20 protein-coding genes are annotated in these 25,777 nt (G+C 54.7%); 9 read left to right on the forward strand and 11 right to left on the reverse strand.

The window, feature by feature from the left end; genetic code table 11:
* Window positions 1–95 precede the first annotated feature (95 nt).
* Window positions 96–875 (reverse strand): DUF2306 domain-containing protein, encoded by a 780-nt coding sequence (locus tag ABVF61_RS21330; protein ID WP_353995546.1) that lies wholly within the window; start codon window positions 873–875, stop codon window positions 96–98.
* 52 nt (window positions 876–927) lie between these two features.
* Here ABVF61_RS21330 and ABVF61_RS21335 point away from each other — a divergent pair, with 52 nt between their 5' ends.
* A complete protein-coding gene (locus ABVF61_RS21335) occupies window positions 928–2,316 on the forward strand; it encodes a cytochrome P450 (protein ID WP_353995547.1) in 1,389 nt (462 codons plus the stop codon).
* Here ABVF61_RS21335 and ABVF61_RS21340 read toward each other — a convergent pair.
* Genes ABVF61_RS21340 through bchI form a run of 4 tightly spaced genes read right to left on the reverse strand, consistent with a single transcriptional unit; the run spans window position 2,291 to window position 7,409 of the window.
* Window positions 2,291–3,604, reverse strand: a complete 1,314-nt coding sequence (locus ABVF61_RS21340) for an ATP-grasp domain-containing protein (protein ID WP_353995548.1) — start codon at window positions 3,602–3,604, stop codon at window positions 2,291–2,293. The two genes, ABVF61_RS21335 and ABVF61_RS21340, sit on opposite strands and share 26 nt — an antisense overlap.
* Window positions 3,585–4,508 carry an alpha/beta fold hydrolase BchO gene (bchO, locus tag ABVF61_RS21345; RefSeq protein WP_353995549.1) on the reverse strand — a complete coding sequence of 308 codons (924 nt, stop codon included), beginning with the start codon at window positions 4,506–4,508 and terminating at the stop codon, window positions 3,585–3,587. Before bchO ends, ABVF61_RS21340 begins: the two co-directional genes overlap by 20 nt.
* Window positions 4,505–6,379 carry a VWA domain-containing protein gene (locus ABVF61_RS21350; RefSeq protein ID WP_353995550.1) on the reverse strand — a complete coding sequence of 625 codons (1,875 nt, stop codon included), beginning with the start codon at window positions 6,377–6,379 and terminating at the stop codon, window positions 4,505–4,507. Before ABVF61_RS21350 ends, bchO begins: the two co-directional genes overlap by 4 nt.
* Window positions 6,372–7,409 carry a magnesium chelatase ATPase subunit I gene (bchI, locus tag ABVF61_RS21355; protein WP_353995551.1) on the reverse strand — a complete coding sequence of 346 codons (1,038 nt, stop codon included), beginning with the start codon at window positions 7,407–7,409 and terminating at the stop codon, window positions 6,372–6,374. The genes ABVF61_RS21350 and bchI overlap by 8 nt, the downstream gene beginning before the upstream one ends.
* A 519-nt stretch (window positions 7,410–7,928) precedes the next feature.
* Between bchI and ABVF61_RS21360 the strand changes: the two genes are divergently transcribed.
* The gene (locus tag ABVF61_RS21360; protein ID WP_353995552.1) at window positions 7,929–9,218 is read left to right on the forward strand and encodes a hypothetical protein; all 1,290 of its coding nucleotides are present in this window, start codon (window positions 7,929–7,931) and stop codon (window positions 9,216–9,218) included.
* A gap of 84 nt (window positions 9,219–9,302) precedes the next feature.
* On the forward strand, window positions 9,303–11,348 hold the full coding sequence (locus ABVF61_RS21365; RefSeq protein ID WP_353995553.1) for a trypsin-like peptidase domain-containing protein: 2,046 nt from the start codon (window positions 9,303–9,305) through the stop codon (window positions 11,346–11,348).
* Between the two features lie 3 nt (window positions 11,349–11,351).
* On the opposite strand, the gene ABVF61_RS21370 is transcribed toward ABVF61_RS21365, so the two are convergent.
* The 3 genes from ABVF61_RS21370 to ABVF61_RS21380 all read right to left on the reverse strand — a co-directional run bounded on the left by ABVF61_RS21370 (window position 11,352) and on the right by ABVF61_RS21380 (window position 15,817).
* The gene (locus tag ABVF61_RS21370) at window positions 11,352–12,500 is read right to left on the reverse strand and encodes a S8 family serine peptidase (protein WP_353995554.1); all 1,149 of its coding nucleotides are present in this window, start codon (window positions 12,498–12,500) and stop codon (window positions 11,352–11,354) included.
* Between the two features lie 1,247 nt (window positions 12,501–13,747).
* Window positions 13,748–14,476 (reverse strand): hypothetical protein, encoded by a 729-nt coding sequence (locus ABVF61_RS21375; RefSeq protein ID WP_353995555.1) that lies wholly within the window; start codon window positions 14,474–14,476, stop codon window positions 13,748–13,750.
* 666 nt (window positions 14,477–15,142) lie between these two features.
* Window positions 15,143–15,817 (reverse strand): sugar transferase, encoded by a 675-nt coding sequence (locus tag ABVF61_RS21380; protein WP_353995556.1) that lies wholly within the window; start codon window positions 15,815–15,817, stop codon window positions 15,143–15,145.
* A gap of 631 nt (window positions 15,818–16,448) precedes the next feature.
* On the opposite strand from ABVF61_RS21380, the gene rfbC reads away from it, so the two are divergent.
* The 6 genes from rfbC (at window position 16,449) to ABVF61_RS21410 (ending at window position 21,936) form a co-directional block, all read left to right on the forward strand.
* Complete coding sequence (gene rfbC, locus ABVF61_RS21385; protein ID WP_353995557.1) at window positions 16,449–17,000, forward strand: dTDP-4-dehydrorhamnose 3,5-epimerase; 552 nt, start codon at window positions 16,449–16,451, stop codon at window positions 16,998–17,000.
* A gap of 8 nt (window positions 17,001–17,008) precedes the next feature.
* Complete coding sequence (gene rfbB, locus ABVF61_RS21390; protein ID WP_353995558.1) at window positions 17,009–18,064, forward strand: dTDP-glucose 4,6-dehydratase; 1,056 nt, start codon at window positions 17,009–17,011, stop codon at window positions 18,062–18,064.
* Window positions 18,061–18,909: a dTDP-4-dehydrorhamnose reductase gene (rfbD, locus tag ABVF61_RS21395; RefSeq protein WP_353995559.1), complete on the forward strand. Its 849-nt coding sequence runs from the start codon at window positions 18,061–18,063 to the stop codon at window positions 18,907–18,909. The genes rfbB and rfbD overlap by 4 nt, the downstream gene beginning before the upstream one ends.
* On the forward strand, window positions 18,906–19,775 hold the full coding sequence (gene rfbA, locus ABVF61_RS21400; RefSeq protein ID WP_353995560.1) for a glucose-1-phosphate thymidylyltransferase RfbA: 870 nt from the start codon (window positions 18,906–18,908) through the stop codon (window positions 19,773–19,775). Before rfbD ends, rfbA begins: the two co-directional genes overlap by 4 nt.
* 107 nt (window positions 19,776–19,882) lie before the next feature.
* Window positions 19,883–20,683, forward strand: coding sequence for an FkbM family methyltransferase (locus tag ABVF61_RS21405; protein WP_353995561.1), 801 nt, complete (start codon window positions 19,883–19,885; stop codon window positions 20,681–20,683).
* Window positions 20,684–20,886: 203 nt separating this feature from the next.
* Window positions 20,887–21,936: a glycosyltransferase family 2 protein gene (locus tag ABVF61_RS21410; protein WP_353995562.1), complete on the forward strand. Its 1,050-nt coding sequence runs from the start codon at window positions 20,887–20,889 to the stop codon at window positions 21,934–21,936.
* 4 nt (window positions 21,937–21,940) lie between these two features.
* On the opposite strand, the gene ABVF61_RS21415 is transcribed toward ABVF61_RS21410, so the two are convergent.
* From ABVF61_RS21415 to ABVF61_RS21425, 3 genes are read right to left on the reverse strand one after another with little or no spacing between them, the layout of a single operon-like run.
* Entirely contained in the window at window positions 21,941–23,308 is a 1,368-nt protein-coding gene (locus ABVF61_RS21415; RefSeq protein ID WP_353995563.1) for an O-antigen ligase family protein, read from the reverse strand.
* A 4-nt stretch (window positions 23,309–23,312) separates the two neighbouring features.
* Complete coding sequence (locus ABVF61_RS21420) at window positions 23,313–24,518, reverse strand: Coenzyme F420 hydrogenase/dehydrogenase, beta subunit C-terminal domain (RefSeq protein ID WP_353995564.1); 1,206 nt, start codon at window positions 24,516–24,518, stop codon at window positions 23,313–23,315.
* Between the two features lie 7 nt (window positions 24,519–24,525).
* Window positions 24,526–25,695, reverse strand: a complete 1,170-nt coding sequence (locus ABVF61_RS21425) for a polysaccharide pyruvyl transferase family protein (RefSeq protein WP_353995565.1) — start codon at window positions 25,693–25,695, stop codon at window positions 24,526–24,528.
* Window positions 25,696–25,777: the final 82 nt, after the last annotated feature.

The following is a 25,777-nucleotide window of genomic DNA, read 5'->3' on the forward strand; positions in this document are numbered from 1 at the left end:
TCCGGCCTGGCTTGACGACCGCGTGCCAATCAGGCTCTTCCCTTGTGTAAATTTTAGTTTACACTTTTCTGTCTTAGAAAGAAGACCTTTTCGGATTATTCTGCAGCATCCAGGTCGAGAGGCCTGCCGCTGGGAGGTCTTGCAGTCCTGTTCAGGAAACGACGGCTGACTTGATGGCGATGGTAGAAGATCAGTGCCAGACCGGTTGCAAGAGGGATCGCCCAGAGCCCGGGCGCGAGCGCGAGTTCCGGCATGAGGCGCACGGCGCCAAAGGCAAAGAAGGCCGTGTAGACCGAGATCCCGGTTCCAACGATCGCCTTGATATGTTCCAGCAGCCACTCGACCGGTCCTGGATCTGTCTTGAACAGGAACCAGACATTTGTTGCGACCGTCGCAAATCCGACCATGGAAATGCCAATCATCATCGGCTGCGCGATCAGGACACCCTGCAGCGCGCAATTTGCGGAAGCGATGAACAGCGCGACCTGCAGTCCCCAGTTCAGAGGCGTCTGGTTTTTGCGCTGGTCCCGTTTGTTGACCGCGCAAAGCCAGCCATACCAGGCAAGGTTGACCGTCAGGAGCCCGAGATAAAGCATCATCCAGCCGAAGATCCCGCGGACGAGAACCGGATCGGAGAACTCCTCGTGGTGGACGAGATGCGGATGGGTCGCCATCGGGGCAATCAGCGTAAGTGTTGCCATCAGCATGGCGACCGTGCCGGTGAACAGCATGGCCGCGGCGAAAAGCCGGCCCCACCACCGGTGTCTATCTCCGCCTTTCTTGGCGAATACCGGAACCCAGAACCCGATCAGTCCAGGCGCACCAGTCGCGATATGAAGAGCGATGAACACTTTGAAGAGGTCATAAACGGTCATGGGTGCGGATCTCCCGTGATGGCCTGCAACACCTTGAGGGTCGGAGGGAAAAATGTCGGCAGCTGAGATCTACGTTCCTCCGCGCCCGTCGCGTTTGCCGCCCGTCATGGCGCTTTTGCGCACGGTTTGGAACGGGGAGGGAGACCTTCTCAGCCTGTTGCCCGGCGCCGCCTTTGCCATGGATGCCGGGGAACTCGGCTATTCGCGGCGTTCGATCAAGTTGTTCAATGATCCGGAACTTGTGCGTCAGATCCTTCACGACGCCGATGGCATTTTTCCCAAGAGTGACCTCATGGTTGGCGCGCTGGAGGCTCTGATTGGCGATTCCATTTTTGTTTCGGATGGTGCGAAGTGGCGACGGCAACGGGCGATGATCGACCCGGCCTTTTCCAAGATGCGTTTGACACACGCCTTCAAGGCGATGCAGCAAGCCGTTGACGCCTATGTCGAACGCCTTCATTCGAGCGCAGAACGCGGCGAAGTCCTGTCGCTCGACCGGATCATGAGTGAGCTGACGGCGGACATCATCTGCAGGACGGTGTTTTCGACATCTCTCGACACCCAGATTTCCAGAGACGTCTTTGACGATTTCGAGGTCTTTGAACGCGGTGTCGCACAAGTGAAGATCTGGCGGCTGATCATGGACCCGGCCTGGACGAAGGTGCCTCAGAGCGAAGATGTGCTGGCGGCGTGCAAGCGTATCCGCCATCATCTGGGCGGGCTGATTGATACACATACCGGGCCTGATGCTGACCGGTTCGACGACATTGCCAGTGCGGTCATTTCCGCGCGGGACGCGGAAACCGGAGACCCTTTTACGCGTGACGAGCTTATTGACCAGCTTGGGGTCTTTTTTCTGGCCGGTCACGAGACAACGGCCAGTGCGCTCACATGGGCGTTTTATATGCTCGCGATGTGTCCAGACATACTGGCGAGGCTGCGAAGCGAAGTGGACGCCGTCGCTGAGGGTCAGGAACTCACCTTCGAGGCGACGCGCTCGCTTACCTACACCAGAGCAATTTTCCGAGAAACTCTGCGGCTCTACCCGCCGATCACCTTCATGCCGCGCGTTGCTCTCAAGGCAACACGGATCGGCACCTACAAAGTGCGCAAAGGCGCGCTCCTGATGATCTCGCCCTGGACGCTTCATCGGCACACGCGGTACTGGACGGATCCAGATCGCTTTGATCCCGACCGTTTCATGCCGGACCGGGAGAAGGAGGTTTTTCCTGGAACCTACATTCCGTTCGGGTCCGGACCTCACACCTGCGTCGGTGCCGGCTTCGCGGCGATTGAAAGCGCATTGATCCTGGGGCGCCTGACACGCGCGTTCGACTTTTCTCCGGTCGAAACCGGAGACGTAAGGCCGGCGGCGCGCCTGACGACGCGGCCGTCCCAGGAGATCCAGGTGCGGGTCAGGAATAGGAGCCATGGGCACTAACCTGTTCGGCTGCCTGTATTGACGCGTCGTTTTGGGCAGCCTTTTGTGGTGGCCAGGCAATGTCGCGTGTTGCTGCTTCGCCGAAGGTTCGGCCACGAAACATCACCTGCTTCAGCACGGGCCACGAGTAGGGTGTCATGAGCGGAAAAGGGGCGGGGTCGTCAAGGGACCAAAGGACGTCCCGCGCGCTCAGCATTGCGCGAAGATGGCGGAGGGCTGTCCCGGGTCGGAATATGTTGCCATAGACCTGCAGGAGCGTTGTGTGCCCTTCCTGAAAGCGTTCGCCCGGTTTCAAACCGACTTCTGTTGTCTCTTCGAAATTCGCAATCGCGTTTGCAATACCGTCTGGGTCAAGAAAGTGGATGCCGCTTGTCAGACGCGGGTTGCATTCCAGAGGCCAGGGTGTGCCCACTTCATCCACGATGAAGTCGAAAGCAAGAAAGTAGGAATAGCCGCCTGATCGGGCGAAATCGGCAACCCACTCATTCACTTGAGGCAAATCACTTACGCGTCGAAAACAGACGGCGACTGTTCCGGCAAAGACGAGGCCTTCGTAGGTGACATGCGCGAGCACCTCACCATTTCGGCAGAGGCTCAAGGTGCTGACTTCCCGCCCGAAGATCCGTTTTTGAATGATGGTGTCCGCGTTGCCTGGCTGCTCCGTCGGGAGGCTATCGGGTGAAAGCATACGCAATGCCTGTCCGGAGCAGCCGAGCCTCGGCTTCAGGACGGTGTCGCCAGACGCAGCAAGTCGCGATGCTTGTGCGTCTGAAGCAAGGTATGTTTCCGGGGCGCTTATCCCTGCGTTTTGGGCGATTTGGTTGAACGTGTATTTGTCATGAAGATCCTGAAGAACGTCGTTCGATAGCGCGAACAGCCGTGTTTCGTCCGGCAGTCGGTTCTTCAAGAGGCTTACGTGGAGTGCTTCTTCTGAAACGGGAAGGACAAGGTCGACCTTTTCACGCGCAACAATGTCGAGCAGATGAGCAAGATATTGCTCCTGATGGCTGTGCGGCGAAGGTGTTTTGAAGGATTTTTCAACAGCGTTCGACGCTCGGCAAAGGTGGAAGGCGAAAGGGTCGGCAACCAGTACCCGGCATCCGGCCGCAGTGAGTGCACGTGCAAGCTCGAGCGCTTTCGGCAGGCGTCCAAGCGTCAGCAGAACGGTTATCGATTTGCCGCGCGACACAACGCATGCCTCCAGATCTCGGTGCACCTCGCAGACCGAACCAATTTCAGCGGCGTTCCGAAGAGTTTGCGTATTCGCCTCATGCTGCGTCCGCTCCATTCGAGTGACCGTTCGAGACGATAGTCTCGATCCAGTCGACAACGATCTCCGGATAGCATTCGTGCACCAGGTGTCCGCCTTTTGGTGTCAGGGTGAGACTGCTGTGCTGTGCAAGGCCTGCCGCTCTCTTCGAGCTTGAGGCCGGAACCATCGGGTCGTCTTCTGCCGCGAGCAGATCCAGCGGTGTTGAAAGGCGCCGAAGCATGGCGTTGAGATGGGACAAGTCCCAGGACGCCATCATGCCGAGGGCGCCGCGCACGTGTCCGGCCGAACCCAGCAGCCGGCGATAAATTTCCTCGCCGTGGGCATCGATCGGAGACCCGGTCGCCGTCAAGAGGTTTTGACCGAGTGGTGTTGACTTTGCCAAAAGGGAAAACATCGAGGCCGATAGCGGGTTCGCGAAAAGCGCTTTTGCCATGGGAGACAGGACACGATTTCCACGGATCGGCTTGAGCGCCCCGTTTATGCCAAGAACGCGATGCGAGCGTCGGCTGTGCTCCACGGATTTTTGAGCGGCAGAAACGAGCGAGACACCTATGACGGCGCCCGCCGAGTGGCCGATGATGGTAAGCGGTTGCATAGCCAGCTCATTCATGAGAGACCGGATCGAGGTCGTCATGCCTTCAAGGGAGAGGTCCGGCGACGCTGTTGGGCGTGTAAAACCATGGCACGGGAGATCCGGCACAATCAGCCTGAAACGGTTCTCCAGAAGCGGCAACACATTGCGCCATGAAAACGAGGCAGCGCCGGTCCCGTGGATCAAGAGGACACAGGGTGCGGTTCGTGAACCAAGATCCTGAACATGCCAGTGATAGCCCGCAACCTCGACAAATTGGCTGGCGTCGCGAAACGGCCAATCGCTTCCGTCTCTTTCCCAATCCAACCAGTCGCGATCTCGCCTCATGCTCTTGCCTCCACAAGGGACGCGTTCACAACATCGGACATCGACCCGGCATCCGCATGACGCAGGAAATGCAGATCCGCGCCCATCGTTTGTGCCAGTGAGGCTACGGATTCTCGCGGGCGGCGGGCGATGTCGATGCAGATCGAGCGCATTTCAAGGCTCCGGTATTGACCCGCGACAAGCCCGAGCTCTTCTTTGGCGCGGTTTCTGTCCGGTTCACCGTTCCGAGCAATGTTCCCACGGCCGTCGGTCAGCAACACCATGACCGGCGTACTGCCTTGCCGGCGGACCGACAATGCAAGCTCCAGCCCCTTTTCCAGTCCGGAAACCAGGGGTGTCGCGCCTCCACCCGGCAGACCGGCAAGTTTGCGTTTTGCCATGACCAGCGATCGTGTCGGCGGCAGTACCGTCTCCGCGCCCCTGCCGCGGAATGCAATCATGGCAACCTCATCGCGGCGCACGTAGCATCTGGACAGCAGCTGCTCGATCGCTCCTTTGGTCTCTCCGAGGCGTTCCAGCGCCGTTGATCCTGATGCATCCACCATGAAAATGGCGGTTGAGGGCGTTTCGTGACGCAAACGCTGGAAGCGATAGTCATCCCGTGTGATCAGCGCGCGAGGCTGTTTCACATGCCTTTTGTCCCGATCAGATAGACGCGCGAGCAACATGGCCCGGTTCTGGCTGCGGATCATCTGCCAGGGGGCAGCAGCGCGCAGCGTCGCAATGATGCTCGGCCGCGCGTCCGGGAAAGGCGCTGTACGGGAAACGGCAACTGGCCGGCCGCGACGTGCGTTCTTCTGAGGCGTTCCCGCCTTCCCGGTCCGGGAAGTGCTCGACCGCGCAGGACTTTTGTCCGCAAGCTCCGGCAGACCAGAGATGGTACCGGCCTCAACAGCGGAGAGCAATTCGGTTAACTCGGTCAGGTCTTGTGAAGAGCTGGTCCGGTCCTCATTTTTCGGCTCTGGTTCGGCTCGTCCGGACGGTTCGGCTTGGCACTCATCGGGGGACGGTTGCGTGCGATTTTCGGGAATTTGATCTTCATCCTGAACCGGCTGCGACTGCAGGTTGACACCGAGACACAGGCGCAGAGCTCTAAGCGCATCAGCTTCGGCGACGCTGCCTCGGCTTTCCATAGCCGCCAGCATGCGAGCGACCAAAGTGAGGTAGCGCAATCGACGCAGAGAAGAGCAGCCGGCCGCACAGGCAACCTGTGCCAGCAGTTCTGTGATTGCCGTTGAGATTTCAATGTCTTGCCATGTCAGCGACGCATCTTCCCGCGCTCTTGGGCTTGTTGCGGACACGTCGCTCCATGAGACGGCACTCAGGTCTGCGATCAGGCCGAGGCGGTCCGATAGCGCATGTGGCAGGTGCTCTTCGGGCGAGGCTGATTCATCAATTGCAATCACCTGAAAGCGTGTTTTGACCTGCACGGCGCTCCGATCTTTCGACTGCAAGGGCGAGGAGCTTACTTTCGTATCGATTGCCTCGCCAATGACGGCTGCAGTTGCAGCGTTCAGCCTTTCGGCCATGGGCAGGAGCAAAACGCCCTGGTCTGCGCGTGCCAGCAGGCCCGGCATTGTGACAACCCGCCCAGTCTTGGCAGTTGCCGGAATGTCGATGCTGCCCTGGAGAGCGGAATGACCGACGGAATTAGGAACCTTGATCCAGTTCGTTCTGGAGCCGAAAATGTCCCTCAAATGTGCAAGGTAGGCGTCACGGACACCGCCGGCACGCGCTTTCAGCCATAGGCCACCCAGTTGACGACCGCCGGTTTTAAGAAGTCTCGCCGCAAGAAGAGCGTCGTCCCAGGCACCGGACCGATCGCCGTCCGGAACTGGTACTAAGCCGTGTCCTGCGCCGGGTTCAACCATGGCCGGCGCCTGCACTGACCGCGGCAATCGCGCGCTCCACACGTGGTGCACTGCCGGCATCGTCAAGGGGGTCGCGGCGCAGGCGGTGGCAAAGCACGAGCGGAGAAATCTCCGAGACGTCGCTCCAGGTGACTTCCAGCCGTCCGCCAAGTGCGGCAGAGGCTCTGCAGGCGCGCATCAGGGTCAATTCACCCCGCATTCCGTCTATGCCAAGCCCCATACACAATTGAGACATGCGGGAGAGGACATCGTCGGGAATGTCTACGTCGCGCAGGATCTTGCGTGCCTTGACAACGCGGCTCCGGATGGCGGCATCCTTGCGCGCCCAGCTCTGGCAAAACCCATCCGCGTCCGCCTCGTACGCGTCCCTGCGCCGGATCACCTCGATCCGCTGTTTCAGGTCATCGATTGTGCGCACATCCACGGCGAGGCCGAACCTGTCGAGCAATTGAGGGCGCAGGTCTCCCTCTTCCGGGTTGCCGCTGCCCACAAGTGCGAAGCGCGCGGCATGGCGGATGCTCAGGCCTTCGCGTTCAACTACGTTGACACCTGAGGCGGCCGCGTCGAGCAACAGATCAACAAGGTGATCTTCCAGCAGGTTGACTTCATCGATATAAAGAAAACCCCGGTTAGCGCTTGCGAGCAGTCCCGGCTCAAAGTCTTTTTCGCCGGCAACAAGCGCTTTTTCCAGATCGAGCGCACCGCAGATCCTGTCTTCTGTGGCCCCAAGCGGCAAGTCGACCATCGGTGTTCGGGTTTTGACCGCTTTCGGCGCTTTTTGGCCGTTTACTGTATTGCAGACAGGACAGGCGTCCTGCGGGCGCGCCGGTTCGCAGTTAAACCGGCAACCGGCACGGGTCTCGATTTTGGGGAGCAATTCCGCCAAGGCTCGGACCGCGGTCGACTTACCCGTGCCCCGGTCTCCAAAGATCAGAACGCCGCCCAGCAGCGGTTCCACGGCTGCCATCAGGAGCGCTTTTTTCATGTCCTCCTGGGCGACGATTGCCGAAAAGGGAAACGGTTTGGACATGGTTCCTGCCTATGTTGAGTGTCAATGTAAGTTGACACATTTTCGTCCTGGTTTGAAGTGGAAAATGATTGCCGGTTGGCGCGCGCCAGTGTGCCGGACTTAAACGGTGGACTCGCCGCCGTCAGATAACATCTCGATGCCAATGCGACCTCGGTTGGCATCACGCAATCACCTTGTCCTTAAAACCTGTGCCGATGCGCTTTGCCGGTTATGGACATTCGCAAGCGTGGCATCGACATGGTCTCACATGCAGTTCGGCAAACACTGGTTCCGTTGCAACAAAACGCGTGACTTTCTTTTGCCATGTTCAACGCAAGCCGAAAGCACCTGGGGTTGTTCGATGCAGGCGGTCAGGGAGAACGTTTTTGAATTCCGGTACCCAAGTGTAGACTGGATCCGTTTTATGCACATAAGGACGTCGCAACACGTCGCCGCGACGCAATTTGAAAGAGGATGGGGGCTAGGGCGGTGACTTTGGCCAGCGCCAACGGAGTATTTTTGAACAAGGAGGAACTGGTCTTGAATTGGAAGTCGTTTCTCGTTGCTTGCACCATTCTTGTTGCGGTTCCGTCCTCCGGTCTTGCGCTGGACGCGGACCCATACTGTATCAAGGATCCGACGGTGGACTGCATATTGGCAATGGTCGGGTCGGGCATCGATGACCTACGGCCCGGTTACCGCACCGACGCCGTTCTGGCAGATTACGCCCGAGCGCTTGCATTGTCAGGGCGTGACGAAGAAGCGGTCATGATTTTGGAGCGTATCACAAGCGATCGGAGCCGCAACCAGGTTCTGACAACCCTGGCGGCGCAACAGCCGGGCAAAGGCGGCGGGCAGGCGGCAAATGCTCTATTGGATGAAGGCATAGAGCCCGAACGGCGGGTTGTTGACTATGCCATGATGGCAGAGGCGGCTTTTCGCAGGGACAAGGCCGATGAAGCGCGTGTTTTTCTGGATCTGGCCCTAAAGGCCGCGGCGGAAATTGAAGCCGGCACAGGGACTCCACACGGGCACTACCGGCTCGCCAGCGCGCTCGACATGGCGGAAAACCATGAAGCTGCGAAGAACCGGGCACGCGCCATTGCGGATCCGTCCAATCGTGCAATTACGCTGATTGAATTGGCCACCCGCCGGGCACAGAAGGGACGCGAAGGCGACGCGCACGCCTTGATGGCCGAGGCTGCGGTGTTGAGAGAAGAGCTTCCGCCGGAAAAGCGATCTTTGCCGATCTCCCGGGCCGCCGAGTTCTGGATCAGGCAGGGTGACACGGCCCGGGCTTTGGAAATTGCCCGCAGCGCTGCACCTGAAGATGTGCGCAAGAAGGTCCTCGGCGGACTTGTCTACACGGCGGCCCAATCCGGTAACTGGAACCTTGCAAAAGATCTGGCAGAAGAAGCGGATGCCCAGGATACATTGGCATCAGTCTATGGACAGTGCGCGAGTGGGTTTGCAGCACGCGGTGAGCTCGGCACCAACACATGCCTTGAACAAGCGCACGTGTTGTTGGAAGGTCTGATCCGCAATGCTGGTCAAAGAACCGAACGCGACAGATACATGCTCAACGATGCGATCGTGGCGGTCGCCGTCGCGGAGTCCCTTTCAGGCAATCCAGAAGCGGTTCGCAAATTGATTGCTTCGCTTCCGGATGCTCGCAGTCGTCAACACGCAAATCACATGATCATCAACGCTCAAACCGGCCGGGATACGACCCTGGCATTGTTAATGGCGTTGAACATTGACAGTTCTGACGCCAAACTGGAGGCGCTGGCGCGCATGGCCCGGTTCCTTGCAACTGATGCGAAGAATTGACCAAGGACTGCTGAGCTGGACAATCATGATTTGCAGTCGCCGGACAGTCGCGGCTCGAACTTCTGCGATGTATCGGAGGCTTTGATGCCGCACTTGCTAAGGACTTCCCTTTTTTGTGCAATGATAGCGCTCTTTGTGCTTGCGGCTCGGCCTGCGGTCGCATCACCGGAAAGCGCCTTGCAGCATGTCGTGTCGGTTTTGCCAGTGTGGCCGGGCCATGGGCAGGGTGGTCAGGGCGGCGCGCCCGGCACCGCGCCCGAGGGCAGCGGTATCGTCGTGCGGCCAGGTTTGATCGTCACTGCGTTTCATGTTGTGGAACCGGCTGAACGCATCGACGTTCGGTTGCCGGATGGCAGGGTGTTGCCGGCGCAATTTGTGGCGGGCGACGATGCGAGTGACATAGCTCTTCTTGCGGTCGAAGCAGAACTGGCTCCGATCGAAATTGCGCCTGAACCCGCTCTTGCACAACCGGTCTGCGCGATCGGGAACGCATTCGGGCTTGGTTTGTCGATCACGTGCGGTGTCGTATCAGCAACCGGCGTCACCAATGCGGGGTTTAACGCTGTCGAGGACTTCATCCAGACGGACGCCGCCGCCAACCCCGGAACCTCCGGCGGTGCGCTGGTTGACCGGGAAGGCAGGCTGATCGGCATGGTTTCAGCGATATTCGCATCACGCGCCGATACAAATATCGGCGTCAACTTCGCTGTCTCCAATGAGCTGCTTTTCCGTGTTGCTGACGCTTTGAATGAAGACGGCGAAGTGACCTATCTGAAACCTGGTTGGCAACTTGGCTTTGCAGACCGGACACAATTGGCGGAAGTTGCCGCTCCGGTTGTCAGGTCTGTGAGCTCCGGAGGGGCGGCGAATGCTGCCGGTGTTCTTGCAGGTGACCTTATTCTCGAGATTGGCGGTCGGCAGACACGCAGCCCGCGCGACGCCATGACGGCATTGGCGCTGTTTGAGGACGATACTGATAATGTCGAGGTCGTGCTGAACCGAAACGGCGAGAAAAAGACCGTCAGCCTGCATTTTCGGGCCCCGGATCCGGCCCCCCTTGCTTCAGGACCGGAGACGGGAGACCCTGGTTGCCCGCATCCAATTGCGGTCTGCCTGCAGCGTCAGGCCGTATTTCCGATTTCGAGCTTCGATCCCGTCGCAAGCGCGACACGTATCGCTGACACCCTCCTTGTCACCAACAGACACGTTGTCGGTGATCGCCTCGATGCAACGGTGCACACACCTGACGGACCGAAAGCAGCAAAGGTTGTTCCCTCGGCCTTTAGCGGCGACCTGGTACTGTTGGAAGCAGAGGGATTGCCGGACAAGGGCCAGGTTCTTGAGCTGGCAAACACCTTGCAACCTGCAGAGCCATTTTACACAATCGGTGCCGACATCGCCCGGCGGGAAGTACGGGTCTTTGATCCGGGAGACCTGATCATGCCCCCTGCAGAGGGGGCGGAACTCGGTCGTCTCCATGTTGGTGCGAAGATGCAACCCGGCGTGAGCGGCGGCGCGCTTGTCGATCAGAACGGAAAACTGACGGGTATTGCGGTCGGCGGCGGTGATGGCCGCTTTGAAGCCATTCCGGTCTCTGCTGTTCAATCACTTCTCCAGCTTCGTAGTGACCCGGAAGCAGTGCGAACGACGCGCCGCCTCGGTATTAATTTCGCCGCCTGCGCTGCGTCGGTCGACGCTGTTACGACAGGAGAGCGCCAACCGGAAAACCTGAAGATGCTTGAAAAGACGTGCAATGCGTCGTCGAACCATGGACAGCTTCTGGAAGCCGGGCGTCTGTTGGCCCAGGCGGGCGATTTCGAGGCGGCGGCCGGTTTACACAAGCGTGCGTCGGAACAGGTCCCGAATTCTATAAATTCCAGAATGTCTCTTCTGGTCTCTCTTCAGCTCGGTGCCCGCTTCGAGGACATGACCAAACATGCCCACTGGCTGGTGGAGGCAGCGCCTGACGACCCTCAAGCCCTGCGTTTTTCAATCCAATCAGGGGTCTGGGGCGGCGATCTGCAACTTGCGGAAAAGGGTTATCAGGCACTGCTGAAGGCCGACCCAAGGCAGGCGCAGGCGGCCCGGCGCTTTATCGACAATGCGCCGCCGGCCCCTCAGCCGCGCTGAAGGTCAATCTGCGTCAGGATCAGCGATCCATCCCTTGGAGACAACACCTTCGCGCTCGAAGGGTGAGGGCACGGCGCGCGCCAGGATACGTTCTTTCAGTTCGGAGACGGTCAGATCCGGGTCTTCGGCAAGAAGGCGCGCGGCAAGAGCCGCAAGGCGCGGAACAGCATAACTTGAGCCCGACGCAACGACAGAAGCGCCTCGGAAATCCGTGACGCTGACATTTTCCGCAGGCAGCATGATATCGACATGCTGCGCACCCCAGTTTGACCCGGGTGCGAGCCGCCCAAACGCATCTGCGGATGTCACTGTGAGGATGTTGTCGAGATCCAGTGCCGCAGGGTAGACCGGTTCTGTGTCAATGTCCCGGCCGTCATTTCCAGCGGAAACGATCGCAAGGATTTCCTGCCCCTTCATAGCGGCTTCAAACGATTCCCAGTCCGAGGCATTCCGGCTTCCGAGGGGCATGGCGAGGATTTTGACGTCACTTGCGAGCGCGCGTTCAACCAGCTCTCCCATGCGTGACATGTCCGGTCTTGGGTATTTGTAGGGAACGAGGCCCGCTTGAGGAGCTTCGCGCGCCAGGACCGATGCGACCGCCGTTCCGTGCCGTATCGGGAGAAATGCGCCCCTGGATGTATCGCCGTCATAGGGCAATGGATCCATGTCCCAGAAATCGAACCCTAAAGGCGTACCGGTCTCGTCCCGTGCGAGGCGGTCGCGAAACACAGGAAGATCATATGCAAGTCCGGAATCGACCATCGCCACACGGACACCTCCTGGATCTTGACCCGGCGGCCATGGAGCCTGGAGGACCTCCGTCCAGCGCAAACTGGTCAGATCTCCGTCGAGTTGATCGAGATAGACCCAGGGTGGATCTCCTTTCCGGATGGCTCGAGCAGATCGCACGGTGCAGCTGCCATCGGCAATGGCGAGGAACAGCGGATTGACGTCCTGACCGTCTACTTCGGCAAGGCTGGCGCGGAATTGGCGCAAGGCGCCATTGTTCAACCGGGATTCAAGTGTGAGCTCGTCGCCGCCAGGTAAAACCAGTCGGATTGAAATGCGGGCGGGTGTGCCGCTCTGCGGCACGCGCTGTTCTTCCAGAAGCCAACTTTCGGGGAGGGCACCTTGGACCTCCAATCCCGTCATGTCAGGCTTGCCGCACACATGTGCGATGGACTGCTCAATCCAGTCTGTTGCCTCTTGGGAGGATTGAGCGTATCCGCTCGCCGAGGTGAGAGATATCAGTACAGCACAACGCAACAAAGTGCCTGGGTGCAGACATTGCCATACGAGATTTGCCGGACACCGCATTGCCTCTCCTTGCAGCTGTGGTGCGTTTCATGGAGGCGTGCAGAATAGTGCGCTCTGTGCGCTCGCGCTAACGGGAAACTGAAAATAGATATTCTGCGTTGGTGACCGCATCCAAGGCGCGACAGAAAGAAATCGGCTATGCGTTTCTGGTTTTGTATGAAATTCCAAAATGCATGTCGTCATCGATACAAAGTAACTCGAATAAACAATGAGTTATGCGGAGTAGAGGTTAACGGGGTGCGTCAGTTTGCTTGCGCCGAGCGGTTATGTGCCGGGTTCGTTTTTTCACACTCGCACTGCACTATGATCTGTAGCCGTCTCCGCCAAAGCGTGTGAGTGGAAATGCAGCCGCCTTGCGCGCCGTTCGACAAACATTGGATTAGCGAAGATGGCGATGGATGGAATCGGTATCGCCTACCCAAATCTCAACCTGATATTTCCCGCTAATAGCCTTTCACATTTGCCGGGCATTTTTACGCGTCTTGTCATTTCAGATCGCGTCGTCCGATTCCCTCTCCGAAGTTGTCATGACCCATGCGCAGTACTTTTCGACAACAACAGGAAGCGTCCCAATCTGAATATCTGAGAGGAAAAAGAGAGCATTTTCACCAAGCTCAGCGCTGATTTCGGTGTTCTGTTACAAAGATCTTTATTGTATCGACATTTCGTGAGGGCTCAAGACAGGCAACGGGACATTGCGAAACTCTCTTGGCGCTTGGACTTCATGCGCTCATGGATTTCGCTTTTGCCTGATAATGACATTGGAAATGGATAATCAGCCGCGGAAATTCACAGGTCTCATCCTGAGATCAGTGTCGACCGTCGATACTCACGACGCAATGTGCGTTGAACTTTTCGTTGCCAATGGGGCTTCGAAGCAATCAGGAACTGACCTTGTTGCGGCTGCGTTCAGCCAAAAAATGAGCAGATCAGTATGCGCCGCTCGCACATGAACGGCAATTCAAACAAGTTTTGAACCAGTGAAGGCGGCGACATAGACGGACGGGTGCTAAAAAAAGTTCGCCTCCTAACAAAGGAGGCGAACTCACTAATCACCAATTAAGTCAAGGCGTTGCCGAGGCTTAAGAAGTAGCTTTCTTTCTGCGCCAGCCCATGTAACCCAGCATGCCCATTCCGCCAACAAGCAGCGGAAGACCAGCAGGGATAGGAACAGCAGCGACGTCGATACGAACGACGATATCGTCGAAGTCGTCATCGCCTGAACCATCGCCCAAAAACGCGAACACAGAAGTTCCGCCGTTGAAGATCGGGCCAAACGCGAGCGTCAGGTCGCCGTCAATGGTACCGTCGTTGTCTGCAACTTCTGTGGTCACGCTATTAGAAGACGAGAAGAAGAAGTCGAGCAAAAATGGGGTAACATTTGAGCTGAATACGTCTTTGATCTGGTCACCAAACTCTGATGCACCGGCGCCTTTGTTCACGAATGAGTCGCCGCCAAACCCGGTAGTGGATGCTGCTGAATTCGCTCTTCCAGCTTCAAACCCCAGGTATGTGAAAGTGACTTTCGCTTCACCGTCCAGTGCAAGACCACCCGCGTCGTTCGTCGAGTTGTAAACAGAGAACTGGAACGGGTCATTGTTTGCCGGAAGCACCAGGACACCATTTGTGTCGCGGAAGAATCCGGCGGACCGGCTAACGGCGCCATTTACGTCTTCAAGCACTCCAAAATTGGAGGGAACGGACGTTACCGAAAGATCCGGCGCTCCCAGGAACGACAAAGTCGCCGCCGAGGAAACCGCAGCAGACGACACAGTCATCATTGCGGCGGCTAATATCGCACTAACTTTCATCACAATATCCTTCACATCGTTGATTCATAGGCATAACTGCCTAGCTCATCGGAAAAATTCCGCACTCTTCAAAAAAGCCGCATTGCGTCGGTAGTTACGAAATTTTGACAATACCATCAAGACTTATTTGCAATTCTATTCATGAATTTTTGGTGTTCGTTAACCACGGCCCAAGGTGACATGAAAAACTGATTTTTAAGCCCTGCTGATTCATCCAAATTTCATTTTTTTCCATCTCGAATATGCAACCTAATCGATGCAAAGTCAAGCTGAAGTTGTTGGAAATTCGAAATTTCCAGGGGGTGTCGATAGTGGGGAAGGCCTTGTTTTCCGCGAAATAATCGGCGAATTGCAATAGTGTCGCAGTTGCGACTCTACCTATAACTCTGGGTTGTGAGTGGTGTCTAAAAATTTTGCCGAATTCAGTCGTCAAACATCGGATTCAAAACAATTATTGTTAAAATTATCATCACCCATCGGATCTGAGCCAACCTGCTAATCGCTAAAACGTTACCAAAAAGTCTGTTGTTAAGAAACTTTCGTGCTGTCCATGCAGAGATCTTTTGCCGGGTCCTAATGATTTCCAAATAAGGGTACTTAGATTGCAGTGGTTCATAAGTGATTGCGTCAAACGCGGTTCATACTCACTTTCGGTTTTGACTGACCTCAGTAACCCTTGCCCCTGAAAAATTCCTGCAAAACGGTTTTAAAGATTATCTTCACATCGAGTAGTGTCGAGCGAACCTCAATATACTTGAGATCGTAATAAAGGCGCATGGAAGCGGCGTAGGCGTCGCGTGTCTCGCCGCGGAACCCGTTAACCTGTGCAAGACCGGTGATTCCAGGTTTAATGCGGTGTCGCAGCTGGTAGCGCGGATCAAAGTCTTCGTAAGGCAAACCGTTCGCCAGCATGCCAGGAACATGCGGACGGGGTCCGACGAGCGACATTTCACCTTTGAGAACATTGATGAGTTGCGGCAACTCGTCAAAGTTGCTCCGGCGCAGGAACCGCCCGATTGGTGTTATCCTTGGGTCGTCCTTAACAGTCTGTCGCACACCGGAGGCGTCGCAGTGGTCGACGTACATCGACCTGAATTTGTACGTCGTAAATGTTTCACCATTCAGCCCATGGCGTTTCTGTTTGAACAGAACCGGGCCTTTGCTTGTGGCTTTAATCGCAACCGCCAAGAAAGTGAAAAGGGGAATGAGTAGGAGGAGACCAAAAAACGACCCGGCCAAGTCTAATCCGCGTTTGACGATCTTGGAGCTGTAGGAGGGGTCTGTGTGCTCAATCGCACGGCCCAATTCAGTATTATGAAAACCATAAACGTCGTCAGTCATTCTCAAATCTCTTACACTTTTACCGCAAAACCCCGGACAAAACGCGGGACGCAAGTATTGTCATCAATCTGCCGACCACTAAAAAAAATTGTGGTCCCCATAAATTTGGTTAATCGGACGTTAATCGATTGCGCGAGGCGATGCAACTTCAAATTTTCCGGAGGTTGAGTGGGTAACACAAATTAACGCATGCATTCAGTTACATAATAAAACAAATGATCCGAAATTTTTATTAGTGAGGCTCTTCCGATCGATGTAGGGCGCTCCTGCGGCGTGAAGCCGCCAAGTGTTTCATCTTCGGGTGAAGCTCTTTTGGGCGGCAGCTTTGGTTGTTCTGACGGGTCTGTGTTCACATTTCGTTAAATTTACCAAAATCCTAATTAGGTCATTTAATTTTCGTCATCTTGTATCTCAATCGTTATAGTCGCGCACGCTTGGCGGGCTTGCTCCCACCTCTCGTTTCGGTGTAGCCAATTGCGGAAATTGAACTAAGCGCGGTGCATTTTGCGAAGATCTGCGGTGCATCACAATTTAAATCGTCGGATCCTTGCGCTTTACGACGAAACAGACGTGTTTGGACCGGACCATTGCCAGTGAAGAAGTTTTAGTTGCGGACTGATTTGGTGTTTAGATGATTGTTGAAGAAACCAATCTGCAAGGCGTTTTAGTGCTGACCCCGAGACGCTTCGGCGACGACCGGGGTTTTTTCTCGGAAAGCTGGAACAAGCGAGCCTTTGAGGAAATCGGCGTCGACACCGAGTTTGTGCAGGACAACCATTCGCTCAGCACGACAAAAGGAACCGTAAGGGGGCTCCATTTTCAAGCGCCACCTCACGCACAGGCGAAGCTTGTCAGATGCGGGCGGGGCAGAATTTTCGATGTCTCTGTCGATATCCGGCGTGGTTCCCCGACATTCGGAAACTGGTTCGGAATGGAACTGAGTTTTGAAAATGGCAAGCAGCTCTTTATTCCGGAGGGGTTTCTGCACGGTTTCATGACACTCGAATCGGACAGTGAGATCATTTATAAGTGTTCCGACTTCTATGCGCCCGAATGTGACGGAGCTGTTCGCTGGGACAGTTGCGGCATTGACTGGCCGCTTGCGGACATCGAACCGGTCTTGTCAGAGAAAGACGCCGCTGCGCCGGCACTCGCCGCGTTTGAAACACCTTTCGAGTATTGAGGGTTTCCATGAAAATTCTTGTCACTGGCGGAGCGGGCTTTATCGGTTCTGCAGTTATCCGCCTTGCGGTGAAGCGTGGATTGAGCGTCGTAAACGTAGATGCCCTGACTTACGCCGCCTGTCTGGAAAATGTTGCCCCGGTTGCCGACAGCCCGCTGTATGCATTCGAGCAGGCGGATATTCGCGACAGGAGCGCCTTGAAGCGTATTTTTGCCGCACACCAGCCAGATGCGGTCATGCATCTTGCTGCAGAAAGCCATGTTGACCGTTCGATCGACGGACCGTCCGATTTCATCGAGACCAATATCGGCGGAACTTTCAATATGCTTGAGGCCTCCCGCACTTATTGGGAAGAAGCGGGGAAACCGGAGACGTTCCGCTTTCACCACATCTCCACGGATGAGGTTTTTGGCTCACTCGGGCAAACGGGTCTGTTCACGGAAGAGACTGCTTATGATCCGCGCAGCCCGTATTCGGCCTCGAAGGCGTCTTCCGATCATCTTGTAAGGGCGTGGCACGAAACATATGGGCTTCCGGCAGTTGTCACCAATTGCTCCAACAATTACGGGCCCTATCACTTTCCCGAAAAACTCATTCCTGTTGTGATCTTGAACGCGCTGGCCGGAAAGCCGATACCGGTCTATGGCAAGGGTGAGAATGTGCGCGACTGGCTTTATGTCGAAGACCATGCGGATGCGTTGTTGCTCGTATTGCAAGAAGGGACACCCGGTCGCAGTTACAATGTGGGCGGTGAAAATGAACGCAGGAACATTGATCTCGTCAGAACCATCTGCGCTCTGCTCGATCAGAAGCGGCCAAAAGCGGACGGTTCCTACGCCAGCCAGATCACATTCGTGACGGACAGGCCCGGCCACGATATGCGCTACGCGATCGACCCGACGCGAATTCGCGACGAACTTGGCTGGAAGCCGAGTGTGAATGTCGAGGAAGGCCTGGAGAAAACCGTCCAGTGGTACCTGGACAACGAAGAGTGGTGGCGCGCCCTGCAAGACCGGAAGGGTGTTGGCCAGAGGCTCGGAGTGGCAGCGGGCGCAAAGGCATGATGCTGGTTTTTGGCTCATCCGGACAGGTGGCAACCGAACTTCGTGCGCTGCTCCCGGATGGGGTCTTTCTGGGACGGACGCAGGTCGATCTCGCTGCGAACACGGATATCGTGCAGCTCATAGAGGAAGTACAGCCCGAAGCCATAATCAACGCAGCTGCCTATACTGCTGTCGACAAGGCCGAAGAAGAAGAAGTGTTGGCGCTGAAAGTCAACGGTCAAGCGCCAGGGCAGATGGCAAACGCCGCTGCAAGATTGGACATCCCGCTGGTTCATATTTCGACCGATTATGTGTTCGAGGGTAGTGGAGAAGCACCATTTGCCGTAGACGCGGTTACCGGACCGCTCGGAGCGTACGGACGATCGAAGCTGGCCGGCGAAAAGGCGATAGCGGGCGAGGCGGCTAACCATGCAATTTTGCGCACAAGCTGGGTCTTTTCTCCGCATGGCGCCAATTTCCTGAAAACCATGTTGCGTCTTTCGGAAACACGCGAACATCTGACAATCGTTGCTGATCAGGTCGGAGGACCGACGCCGGCGGCCGCGATTGCCGCAGCTTGTGTCAAAATTGCACGCATATTGCAGGACGACCGGTCAAAATCCGGGATCTACCACTTTTCCGGGGCACCGGATGTCAGCTGGGCAGATTTTGCGCGCGAAATTTTCCGCCAGGCGGGACGGGCTGTTGAGGTGGAAGATATTCCCACCTCGGCCTACCCAACCCCGGCAAAACGTCCGCTAAACTCCCGCTTGGACTGCCGGTCCTTGGCCGCATTTGGCATGGAACGTCCCGATTGGAAGGCCGGCGTTGCAGATACTTTGACCAGATTGGGTGTGACTTCATGACAAAGCGCAAGGGCATCATTCTCGCGGGCGGGTCCGGAACGAGACTTTACCCGCTGACAATGGCCGTGTCGAAGCAGCTTATGCCAATTTACGACAAGCCGATGATCTACTATCCGCTGTCCGTCTTGATGCTGACGGGCATTCGGGAAGTCGCGATTATCACGACACCGGCGGACCAACCCCAGTTCAAGCGGCAGTTGGGAGATGGCAGTCAATGGGGCATGCGCTTTGAGTATATTGAACAGCCTTCACCGGACGGATTGGCGCAGGCCTATATTCTCGCCGAAGATTTTCTCGATGGCGCATCGTCGACAATGGTTCTTGGCGACAATATCTTCTTCGGCCACGGCCTGCCGGAAGTTCTGCTCGCCGCCGATCAGCGAGAGGTAGGCGGAACCGTGTTCGGTTACCATGTCGCCGATCCTGAACGCTACGGCGTGGTGAAATTCAACGAGGATGGTCTCGCCCAGGAAATCATCGAAAAACCTGCCGTGCCGCCCTCAAACTACGCCGTAACAGGACTCTATTTCCTCGATGGCGAAGCGCCCCGCAGGGCCCGCAATGTCAAGCCGTCTGCGCGCGGTGAACTAGAGATCGTAACGCTGCTGGACATGTACCTGCGCGAAGGGGCTCTGAGCGTGGAGCGCATGGGGCGCGGTTTTGCATGGCTGGATACAGGTACGCACGAATCCCTGCTTGACGCCGGCAATTTTGTAAGAACGCTGTCGGTACGGCAAGGCATGCAATCTGGCTGCCCTGAGGAAATTGCCTTTAGCAACGGCTGGATCGATCGCGACAGGCTACTCGAACATGCGAAAGTATTCGGAAAGACAGAATACGGAAAATATCTCAAAGGATTGGTATGAAAATTCGCGATGCAGATCTTGTGTCGAAATAGCTGCTCATTGAGGTGATTCTGAAAGTATCGTTATGATATCTTGAAGTATTTGTTGCAAAGTGACAGGGACGGGTAATGGCTGGAAACTTACTGAGATTTTTGGCGTTTTTTATGCGGAATGTTCTACTTCGCAACAAGAAATTTATCAGATTGACCCCTAACAAGAAAGGTAAAGTGATCTTTTTCAGCAAGAAAACGAAGAAGATATTCTCAATTCATGTGAGAAATGGAATTGACGTCTATACCGCTGACCAGATCTACACAAACCAGGACTACGACATCGACTTCCTCGAGCGGGGAGCCGAAATTAGAAAACACTATCAAGACACTGTGTCAAACGGCGGCAAGTGCTTGATTATCGATTGCGGTGCAAACATCGGCCTTTCCGCCCGCTTTTTGTCAGAAGAGTTTCCTTTGGCAAAGGTCGTGGCCCTCGAACCGGATTCGCGAAACTTCGAGCTAGCGAAGAAAAATTGCGCCGACAAACCAAACATCGATATCCGGAAGTGCGCGATTGGGTCTGAGAGTGGTTATGTGACAATCGTCAATACCGACGACTTTGCAAACGCATTTCGAACCGAAATTCACAATTCGCCTGACGGCATTCCATTGGTCACGATCGAAGATATCGCGAAGGAATTCGAGGGGCACAAACTCTTCTTCGTTAAAGTTGACATTGAAGGATTTGAAGAGGATTTGTTTTCTAAGAATACGGGCTGGCTCGACAGGACATATCTGCTCGTGATCGAGCTACATGACTGGATGCTTCCAAAAGAAGCCAACAGCCGAAATTTCTTGAAGGTTGTCAGCTCCAAGAATCGTGATTTTGTGTACAGGCGGGAGAACATTTTTTCGATTTCAAACGAAATCAACTGAATTCCACGGTCATACTTCAAGAACATCGGATTTGCGCCTTGGGATGCACGGTGACGCGAGGGCCAAATCGGGAGTACATGTCGATGCATGGCAAGACTTATCTGGAATGATGCGTTTGCACATCGAAAATTAATGCATCGAAGCACAGAGGAGCCGGCTTGGCTCAGACTGTCAAACTTTTATTTCGGGAAATATGTTGCCAAATGTCTGAAACCAAAACGAAATATTCGATCGTCATCGTTACGCGAAATAGGCACAAAGCACTCGAGCTAAGTGTTCCACTTATGCTCGCACAAAGCAGGCCCCCTTCCCAGGTGATTGTAATTGACTCTAGTGACAACCCGGAAGAAAGCCGGAGTGTTATTGAGCGATGTGGAGAAAAATACGGCTTCGCCATTGAGTATCACACGAGTGAACCGGGTATGACGAAGCAGCGCAATATTGGATTGGCATTGGTAAAGCATGAAGTCGTTTTGTTTCCTGACGACGACTCGCTGCTCTTTGACGGCGCAATGGAAGAAATCATGAAAGTCTACGAACGCGACGAGGAAGGTCTCGTCGGTGGCGTTTGTAGTGCCGAAGCAACGAAGTTGCCTGAATTTCTTAGAAAGAAAACGGAAGAAAGTTATTCGCAGTCCCGTGGGGACAAGCTGCGCCGGGCCCTCTATCGTCTACGCTACAATCTTGAAAGGAATTTTCTAAAAAGCCCAATTCTGGTCCTGGCGCGACAAAAGATGACCGACCTGCCTGAACCAGAGTGGTTGGAGGAATACAACGCCGTCCGTGTTGAGTGGGCTACCGGATTCAGAATGTCATTCAGGACGTCAGTAATACGTTCAATTCTTTTTGACGAATCTCTCGGTCGATACGCCGCCTACGAGGACATAGATGTGAGCCTCGCTGTCCTCGATAACTATCTTATGGTTGGAGCACGAAACGCTGAAATCTATCACTACAAGTCTCCAGAGCGACGCGATAACGGGTACACGATCGGTGTGATTTTGATGTTAAACATGGCGTATGTTTTGGCGAAGCGTTCAGACCTGAGCGCGTCAGTCAAACGGACGTTCTGGATCTTCGCAGGCTACAAACTGCTATTGTCTCTCGGGGAAATCAATTCCAACTATGGCAGGCAACGGCTTAAAGGAGCCTTTGACGCACTCCTCAAGGTTCCCCGGCTTTTTAAGTCAAAGCAAACAGGTTTGATCGACGAATATCTGGAGATTCGAAAGCTGCTTGGACTGGAAACCTAGTTTGTCAGTCTTTTGAATTCACTTTGTCTCTTTTTGGCCGCGTGTATCCCAATCTCGTGGTTTTGGTTGTGTGTCGGTTTTGCGTTTTGTTTTTCTCTTTTCGTTCGGACGCTTCGTGGCGTCCAGATGAGTCTTCTGAAGCGAGGGTACTCGCTTCGTCATTCGCTATTTCTTTGTTAGTGAAAAACCATACGCTGGCTCCGAACATGAAGACGACCAACACATATGTTGCGTTCCAGAAATGCACGGTCCAACCAGAAAGGAAAATGCCAAATAGGCAGATCATCATGGCGCGTCGTTGAATGAGCACCTTTTCTTGTTTGATATCGGCGCGGGCCGTTTTAATCGCGATGAATGCAAAAGCTATTAGCAACGAAAATCCTGCAGGAATTCCGAATTGCATACTTGGCAAAATCCAAAACATGTCGACACTTGAAGAGAATACGTACCATGGTCGTTGGTATTCTTCGTATCCAATTCCAAACAATGGATTGTTGAGGATGGATTCGGTTCCATACCTCCAGATAAACACCCTGTTGTAGGCGGAGTGCGCACTAAACGCGAAATAGGTGATAAACACCTGTGGAGGTGAGCGCGTTGAGAGCAGATCAATGCTCACCCAAAGAACAGCAACAACGCCCATCAATATCTTCCAACGTGTAACGATATGGCGCGTTACAAGGTCGTATCCTATCAGCATGATTTGACCCGATATTCCCGCCAGTGGGCCAGATGAAAATGACAATACTGCTGCCAAAACGACAAAAAAGGTGCGGGTGTACCGAACAAAAACGGATTGTACGTAATACCGGTAGTAGAACGCGATGCTTACTCCCATTCCACAGAACACCCCATAAAGTATCGGATGCTCGAAAGGTCCTTGAACACGATCAAAACCCCAACGCTTATCGGCAAGCACAAGACCAGGTGTATTTCCGATCGCATTGAAAATTTGGAGTGGAATGTTTCGCTCGGTGATTGTTTCGAACAATGAAAATGGCAACAGCATCAATATGACCAATATCAGCCATTTGCAAAGTTGATCGAACCTTTCAGGAGTGCAAACCAAGACCCGGGCAAGAAAATATGCGCCTGCGGTTTCAATGGCAATAATGCCGCCTGCTTCGATCGCGCGCCCAAAGCCGTAAATCGCAGTCAATGCGATGGTCGCCCATAGCGGAAAAAACAATACGAGAAAGTCGGGTAGAATTTTCGCGTATCGCTTGTTGGAAAACCACAAGATGGTCGCTGGGATAAACGCCAGAATCAGTAACAACCGATAGGGTGAAAGGCTCAGTGGCCCTACCGAGAAAACGAGTGGGAGCGCCAATGAAAACAAGAAAATTGGTATAAAAATCGACCCTTTGCTCATTCGGTCATGCCCGCCGAAACGTTCCAATGAACGTTTTGAGAAAGGCAGCGGGGCTCAGCGCTCTTGCGTTGCGAAAAACAGAAAAGCCTGTAAACCTGGGCCGAGCTCCCCGTTTCAAGAACAAACCCAGCAAACGTGCGAGTAGAGCATAGGAGCGACGCCGCTGACCGGGCTGAATCGCAATCAGCTTGGACATATCAAACGGGCCGATTTCAATACTGCCGGCAGCTATCACTTCTTGCATCAGAGCTAGACCAACGTCGGAGCGCGGCAAAACGAGGCTCTTTCCATCCTCGTCCTCGAATACCGGATAACCATTTTCATCGGAGTTCCAAGCATCAGCACAGACCAGATCCGCAGACCCCCCAGTGCCGTCGGGACACACTTTACATCTGAATTGAACATAGTTGGAGAGAATTCCTCCCCAACTGTCGCTATAGCTCATTGTTGATGACGAGCCGTCTTTGCGCACTGCTTTCGCAAACCCGGGCCAGCCATCTCCACGAAATCGAAAAGAACTCAAATCGTCCTCGGTGACCGAGAGTTTTTCCAATACTTGGACCGCGCCCTCGCGGCTTGGAACACCGGCACAAAAAAACGATAGCAAATAGGGCACTTGTTCGTTCACTCTTCGATCAAAGCGTGACAACGTACGAAGGGCAGAAATGTCACAGGGCTTCGCAATGACAGCGAAACGTTTACCACTCTCTAGAAATTCATTAATTTGCGAAAGCGGTGCGGAAGGTGCGTAGCGCGACCCGGCGGCGCGGTAAACGTCTTCGTAGGTCTTGGCCATGTAGGTCGCGTTGGAGATAGGGTCTTCATCGTCGTCGCATATAGTCAGGATGAAATCGACTTTTCCGGATTGCACCAGGTAATGCGCAATTGCTGAGAGTACAGCTCCCGACGAGCCGTGTTTGCGCAATGCTTCATTTGTCGACCATCCGACGTGTGCTTCTGAATACGCGCCCCAGACGGGATGGTAATTGGACGCATTGCGCGGCCGGGAAACTCGAAGTCCAGGACAACATGCTTCAATTTTTTTTTCGGTGGTCTCCGCGACGTGCTCAGATTGTGAAGGGCGAAGAAAACCCTCTGCATCGCGCCCCATCGTAATGGCTCCGTCTGACACGCCTGCGCAAAGGCCGCAACCTGCACAAAGGTTGGAACGCATTACTTTTTTCAGCGAAGGAGAAGAATAGGAGGACATATGAACGCTATCCAATTTGACCTAGCATTGCAGCTGATATCCGTTCTTCATACACTTTGAGACGGCTGTCCGCATTCGCGAATGCTTTTGCTACTTCTTCTTTCAATATCAACCTGTTGCGGTACCCGGTCATAATCGAAGAAACGATTTTGTCTTCTGTTTCTGATTGACAGTCAGTGGTTCGATCATAGCCAAGTGTCCCAAAGAGACCTTCAAACTTGCGGCTATAGGCCATGGGAACCACCGGCACACCAGATGAAAAGGCAGCAATACAAGCATGCATTCTGGCGCCGGCGAAAAAGTCCATCGTTGAAATATAGCTTTTGGCGTCCGAAGGGTTTTTGAAACGCGGCGCTAGGACAGTTCCGGAAAACTCTTCGGCGAGTGCGCGCGCAACGCGAAAGTCATCCTCGACAGGTTGATATTCTGAGTTCACGTGGCCAATGAAATGGACCTCTGGATTGCTTTCATCTGCCAAAAGCGCGCCGACTACTTTTTGGATCACGGTCTTGTAGTCTGCTTTGAGCTCGAACATGTTTTTACCAGTATAACCGCCGTTATACAGCAAACCAGACACATTCAACCCCACCCGCAATCGTTCACTACGGGGATAAGCGTTCGGATCATAGCGCAGTCGCATAGCAACATCGGTTGCCTCTATTGCTTTGTCGCCAAGTTTCAGTTCAGCGATGAAGTAGCTCGACAGCCGGTCCCTTGCGGTAACAAGCGCTGCTCGCTTAATGAAAAATCTTGCAATCAGGTGTGCCCATCTGGACTTGAAAGGTCCGATGGTCTGCGGCGCGAACAGAAGTGGTTTTCCTGCCAGCAAAACAGCCAATTTGCCCAGGAAATTGGTCACGATCCGATTGGTTCCGTAGATGTCTGCAAAGCTGTCGCCTGCGCTGATGTCGATAACAAGGTCACATTCTCGGATCGCCGCATGCAGTTTCGAAGGCCTCAGCAAGTCACGTGTTCTGATTGCCACTGGCTCGACATTGTCTCCTGATATGTAAACCGGTCCCGGATCACGCCAACCGAAAACTTTGAATTTGGGATGAAGGTCAAGCGGTTCGCACAAGGCTTCAATGATTGAAATGTTTGAAGCGGTAAGCGCTCCTACACCTAAATTGTCCGAATTTACCGAGTGCCAGAGAAGGCCGATCGTGATGCTGTTCATAAGATCTCGCTTGGAAGTCGATAGAAGGGAATTGGCGTTTACTGAAAAATCGCTTTGTTAGGGTGCCCGTGACCAGATGCGG

Origin of the sequence: Roseibium sp. HPY-6 (assembly GCF_040530035.1) — a bacterium.
Classification (GTDB): domain Bacteria; phylum Pseudomonadota; class Alphaproteobacteria; order Rhizobiales; family Stappiaceae; genus Roseibium.

Coding starts and splice junctions, on each gene's coding strand:
- ABVF61_RS21370 (WP_353995554.1), bottom strand. CDS start 12,500: ATGACGGGATTGGAGGTCCAAGGTGCCCTCCCCGAAAGTTGGCTTCTG.
- ABVF61_RS21415 (WP_353995563.1), bottom strand. CDS start 23,308: ATGAGCAAAGGGTCGATTTTTATACCAATTTTCTTGTTTTCATTGGCG.
- rfbA (WP_353995560.1), top strand. CDS start 18,906: ATGACAAAGCGCAAGGGCATCATTCTCGCGGGCGGGTCCGGAACGAGA.
- rfbC (WP_353995557.1), top strand. CDS start 16,449: ATGATTGTTGAAGAAACCAATCTGCAAGGCGTTTTAGTGCTGACCCCG.
- ABVF61_RS21365 (WP_353995553.1), top strand. CDS start 9,303: ATGCCGCACTTGCTAAGGACTTCCCTTTTTTGTGCAATGATAGCGCTC.
- ABVF61_RS21420 (WP_353995564.1), bottom strand. CDS start 24,518: ATGTCCTCCTATTCTTCTCCTTCGCTGAAAAAAGTAATGCGTTCCAAC.
- ABVF61_RS21335 (WP_353995547.1), top strand. CDS start 928: ATGTCGGCAGCTGAGATCTACGTTCCTCCGCGCCCGTCGCGTTTGCCG.
- ABVF61_RS21425 (WP_353995565.1), bottom strand. CDS start 25,695: ATGAACAGCATCACGATCGGCCTTCTCTGGCACTCGGTAAATTCGGAC.
- ABVF61_RS21350 (WP_353995550.1), bottom strand. CDS start 6,379: ATGGTTGAACCCGGCGCAGGACACGGCTTAGTACCAGTTCCGGACGGC.
- ABVF61_RS21380 (WP_353995556.1), bottom strand. CDS start 15,817: ATGACTGACGACGTTTATGGTTTTCATAATACTGAATTGGGCCGTGCG.
- ABVF61_RS21330 (WP_353995546.1), bottom strand. CDS start 875: ATGACCGTTTATGACCTCTTCAAAGTGTTCATCGCTCTTCATATCGCG.
- rfbD (WP_353995559.1), top strand. CDS start 18,061: ATGATGCTGGTTTTTGGCTCATCCGGACAGGTGGCAACCGAACTTCGT.
- ABVF61_RS21375 (WP_353995555.1), bottom strand. CDS start 14,476: ATGAAAGTTAGTGCGATATTAGCCGCCGCAATGATGACTGTGTCGTCT.
- ABVF61_RS21410 (WP_353995562.1), top strand. CDS start 20,887: ATGTCTGAAACCAAAACGAAATATTCGATCGTCATCGTTACGCGAAAT.
- ABVF61_RS21405 (WP_353995561.1), top strand. CDS start 19,883: ATGGCTGGAAACTTACTGAGATTTTTGGCGTTTTTTATGCGGAATGTT.
- rfbB (WP_353995558.1), top strand. CDS start 17,009: ATGAAAATTCTTGTCACTGGCGGAGCGGGCTTTATCGGTTCTGCAGTT.
- bchI (WP_353995551.1), bottom strand. CDS start 7,409: ATGTCCAAACCGTTTCCCTTTTCGGCAATCGTCGCCCAGGAGGACATG.
- bchO (WP_353995549.1), bottom strand. CDS start 4,508: ATGAGGCGAGATCGCGACTGGTTGGATTGGGAAAGAGACGGAAGCGAT.
- ABVF61_RS21340 (WP_353995548.1), bottom strand. CDS start 3,604: ATGGAGCGGACGCAGCATGAGGCGAATACGCAAACTCTTCGGAACGCC.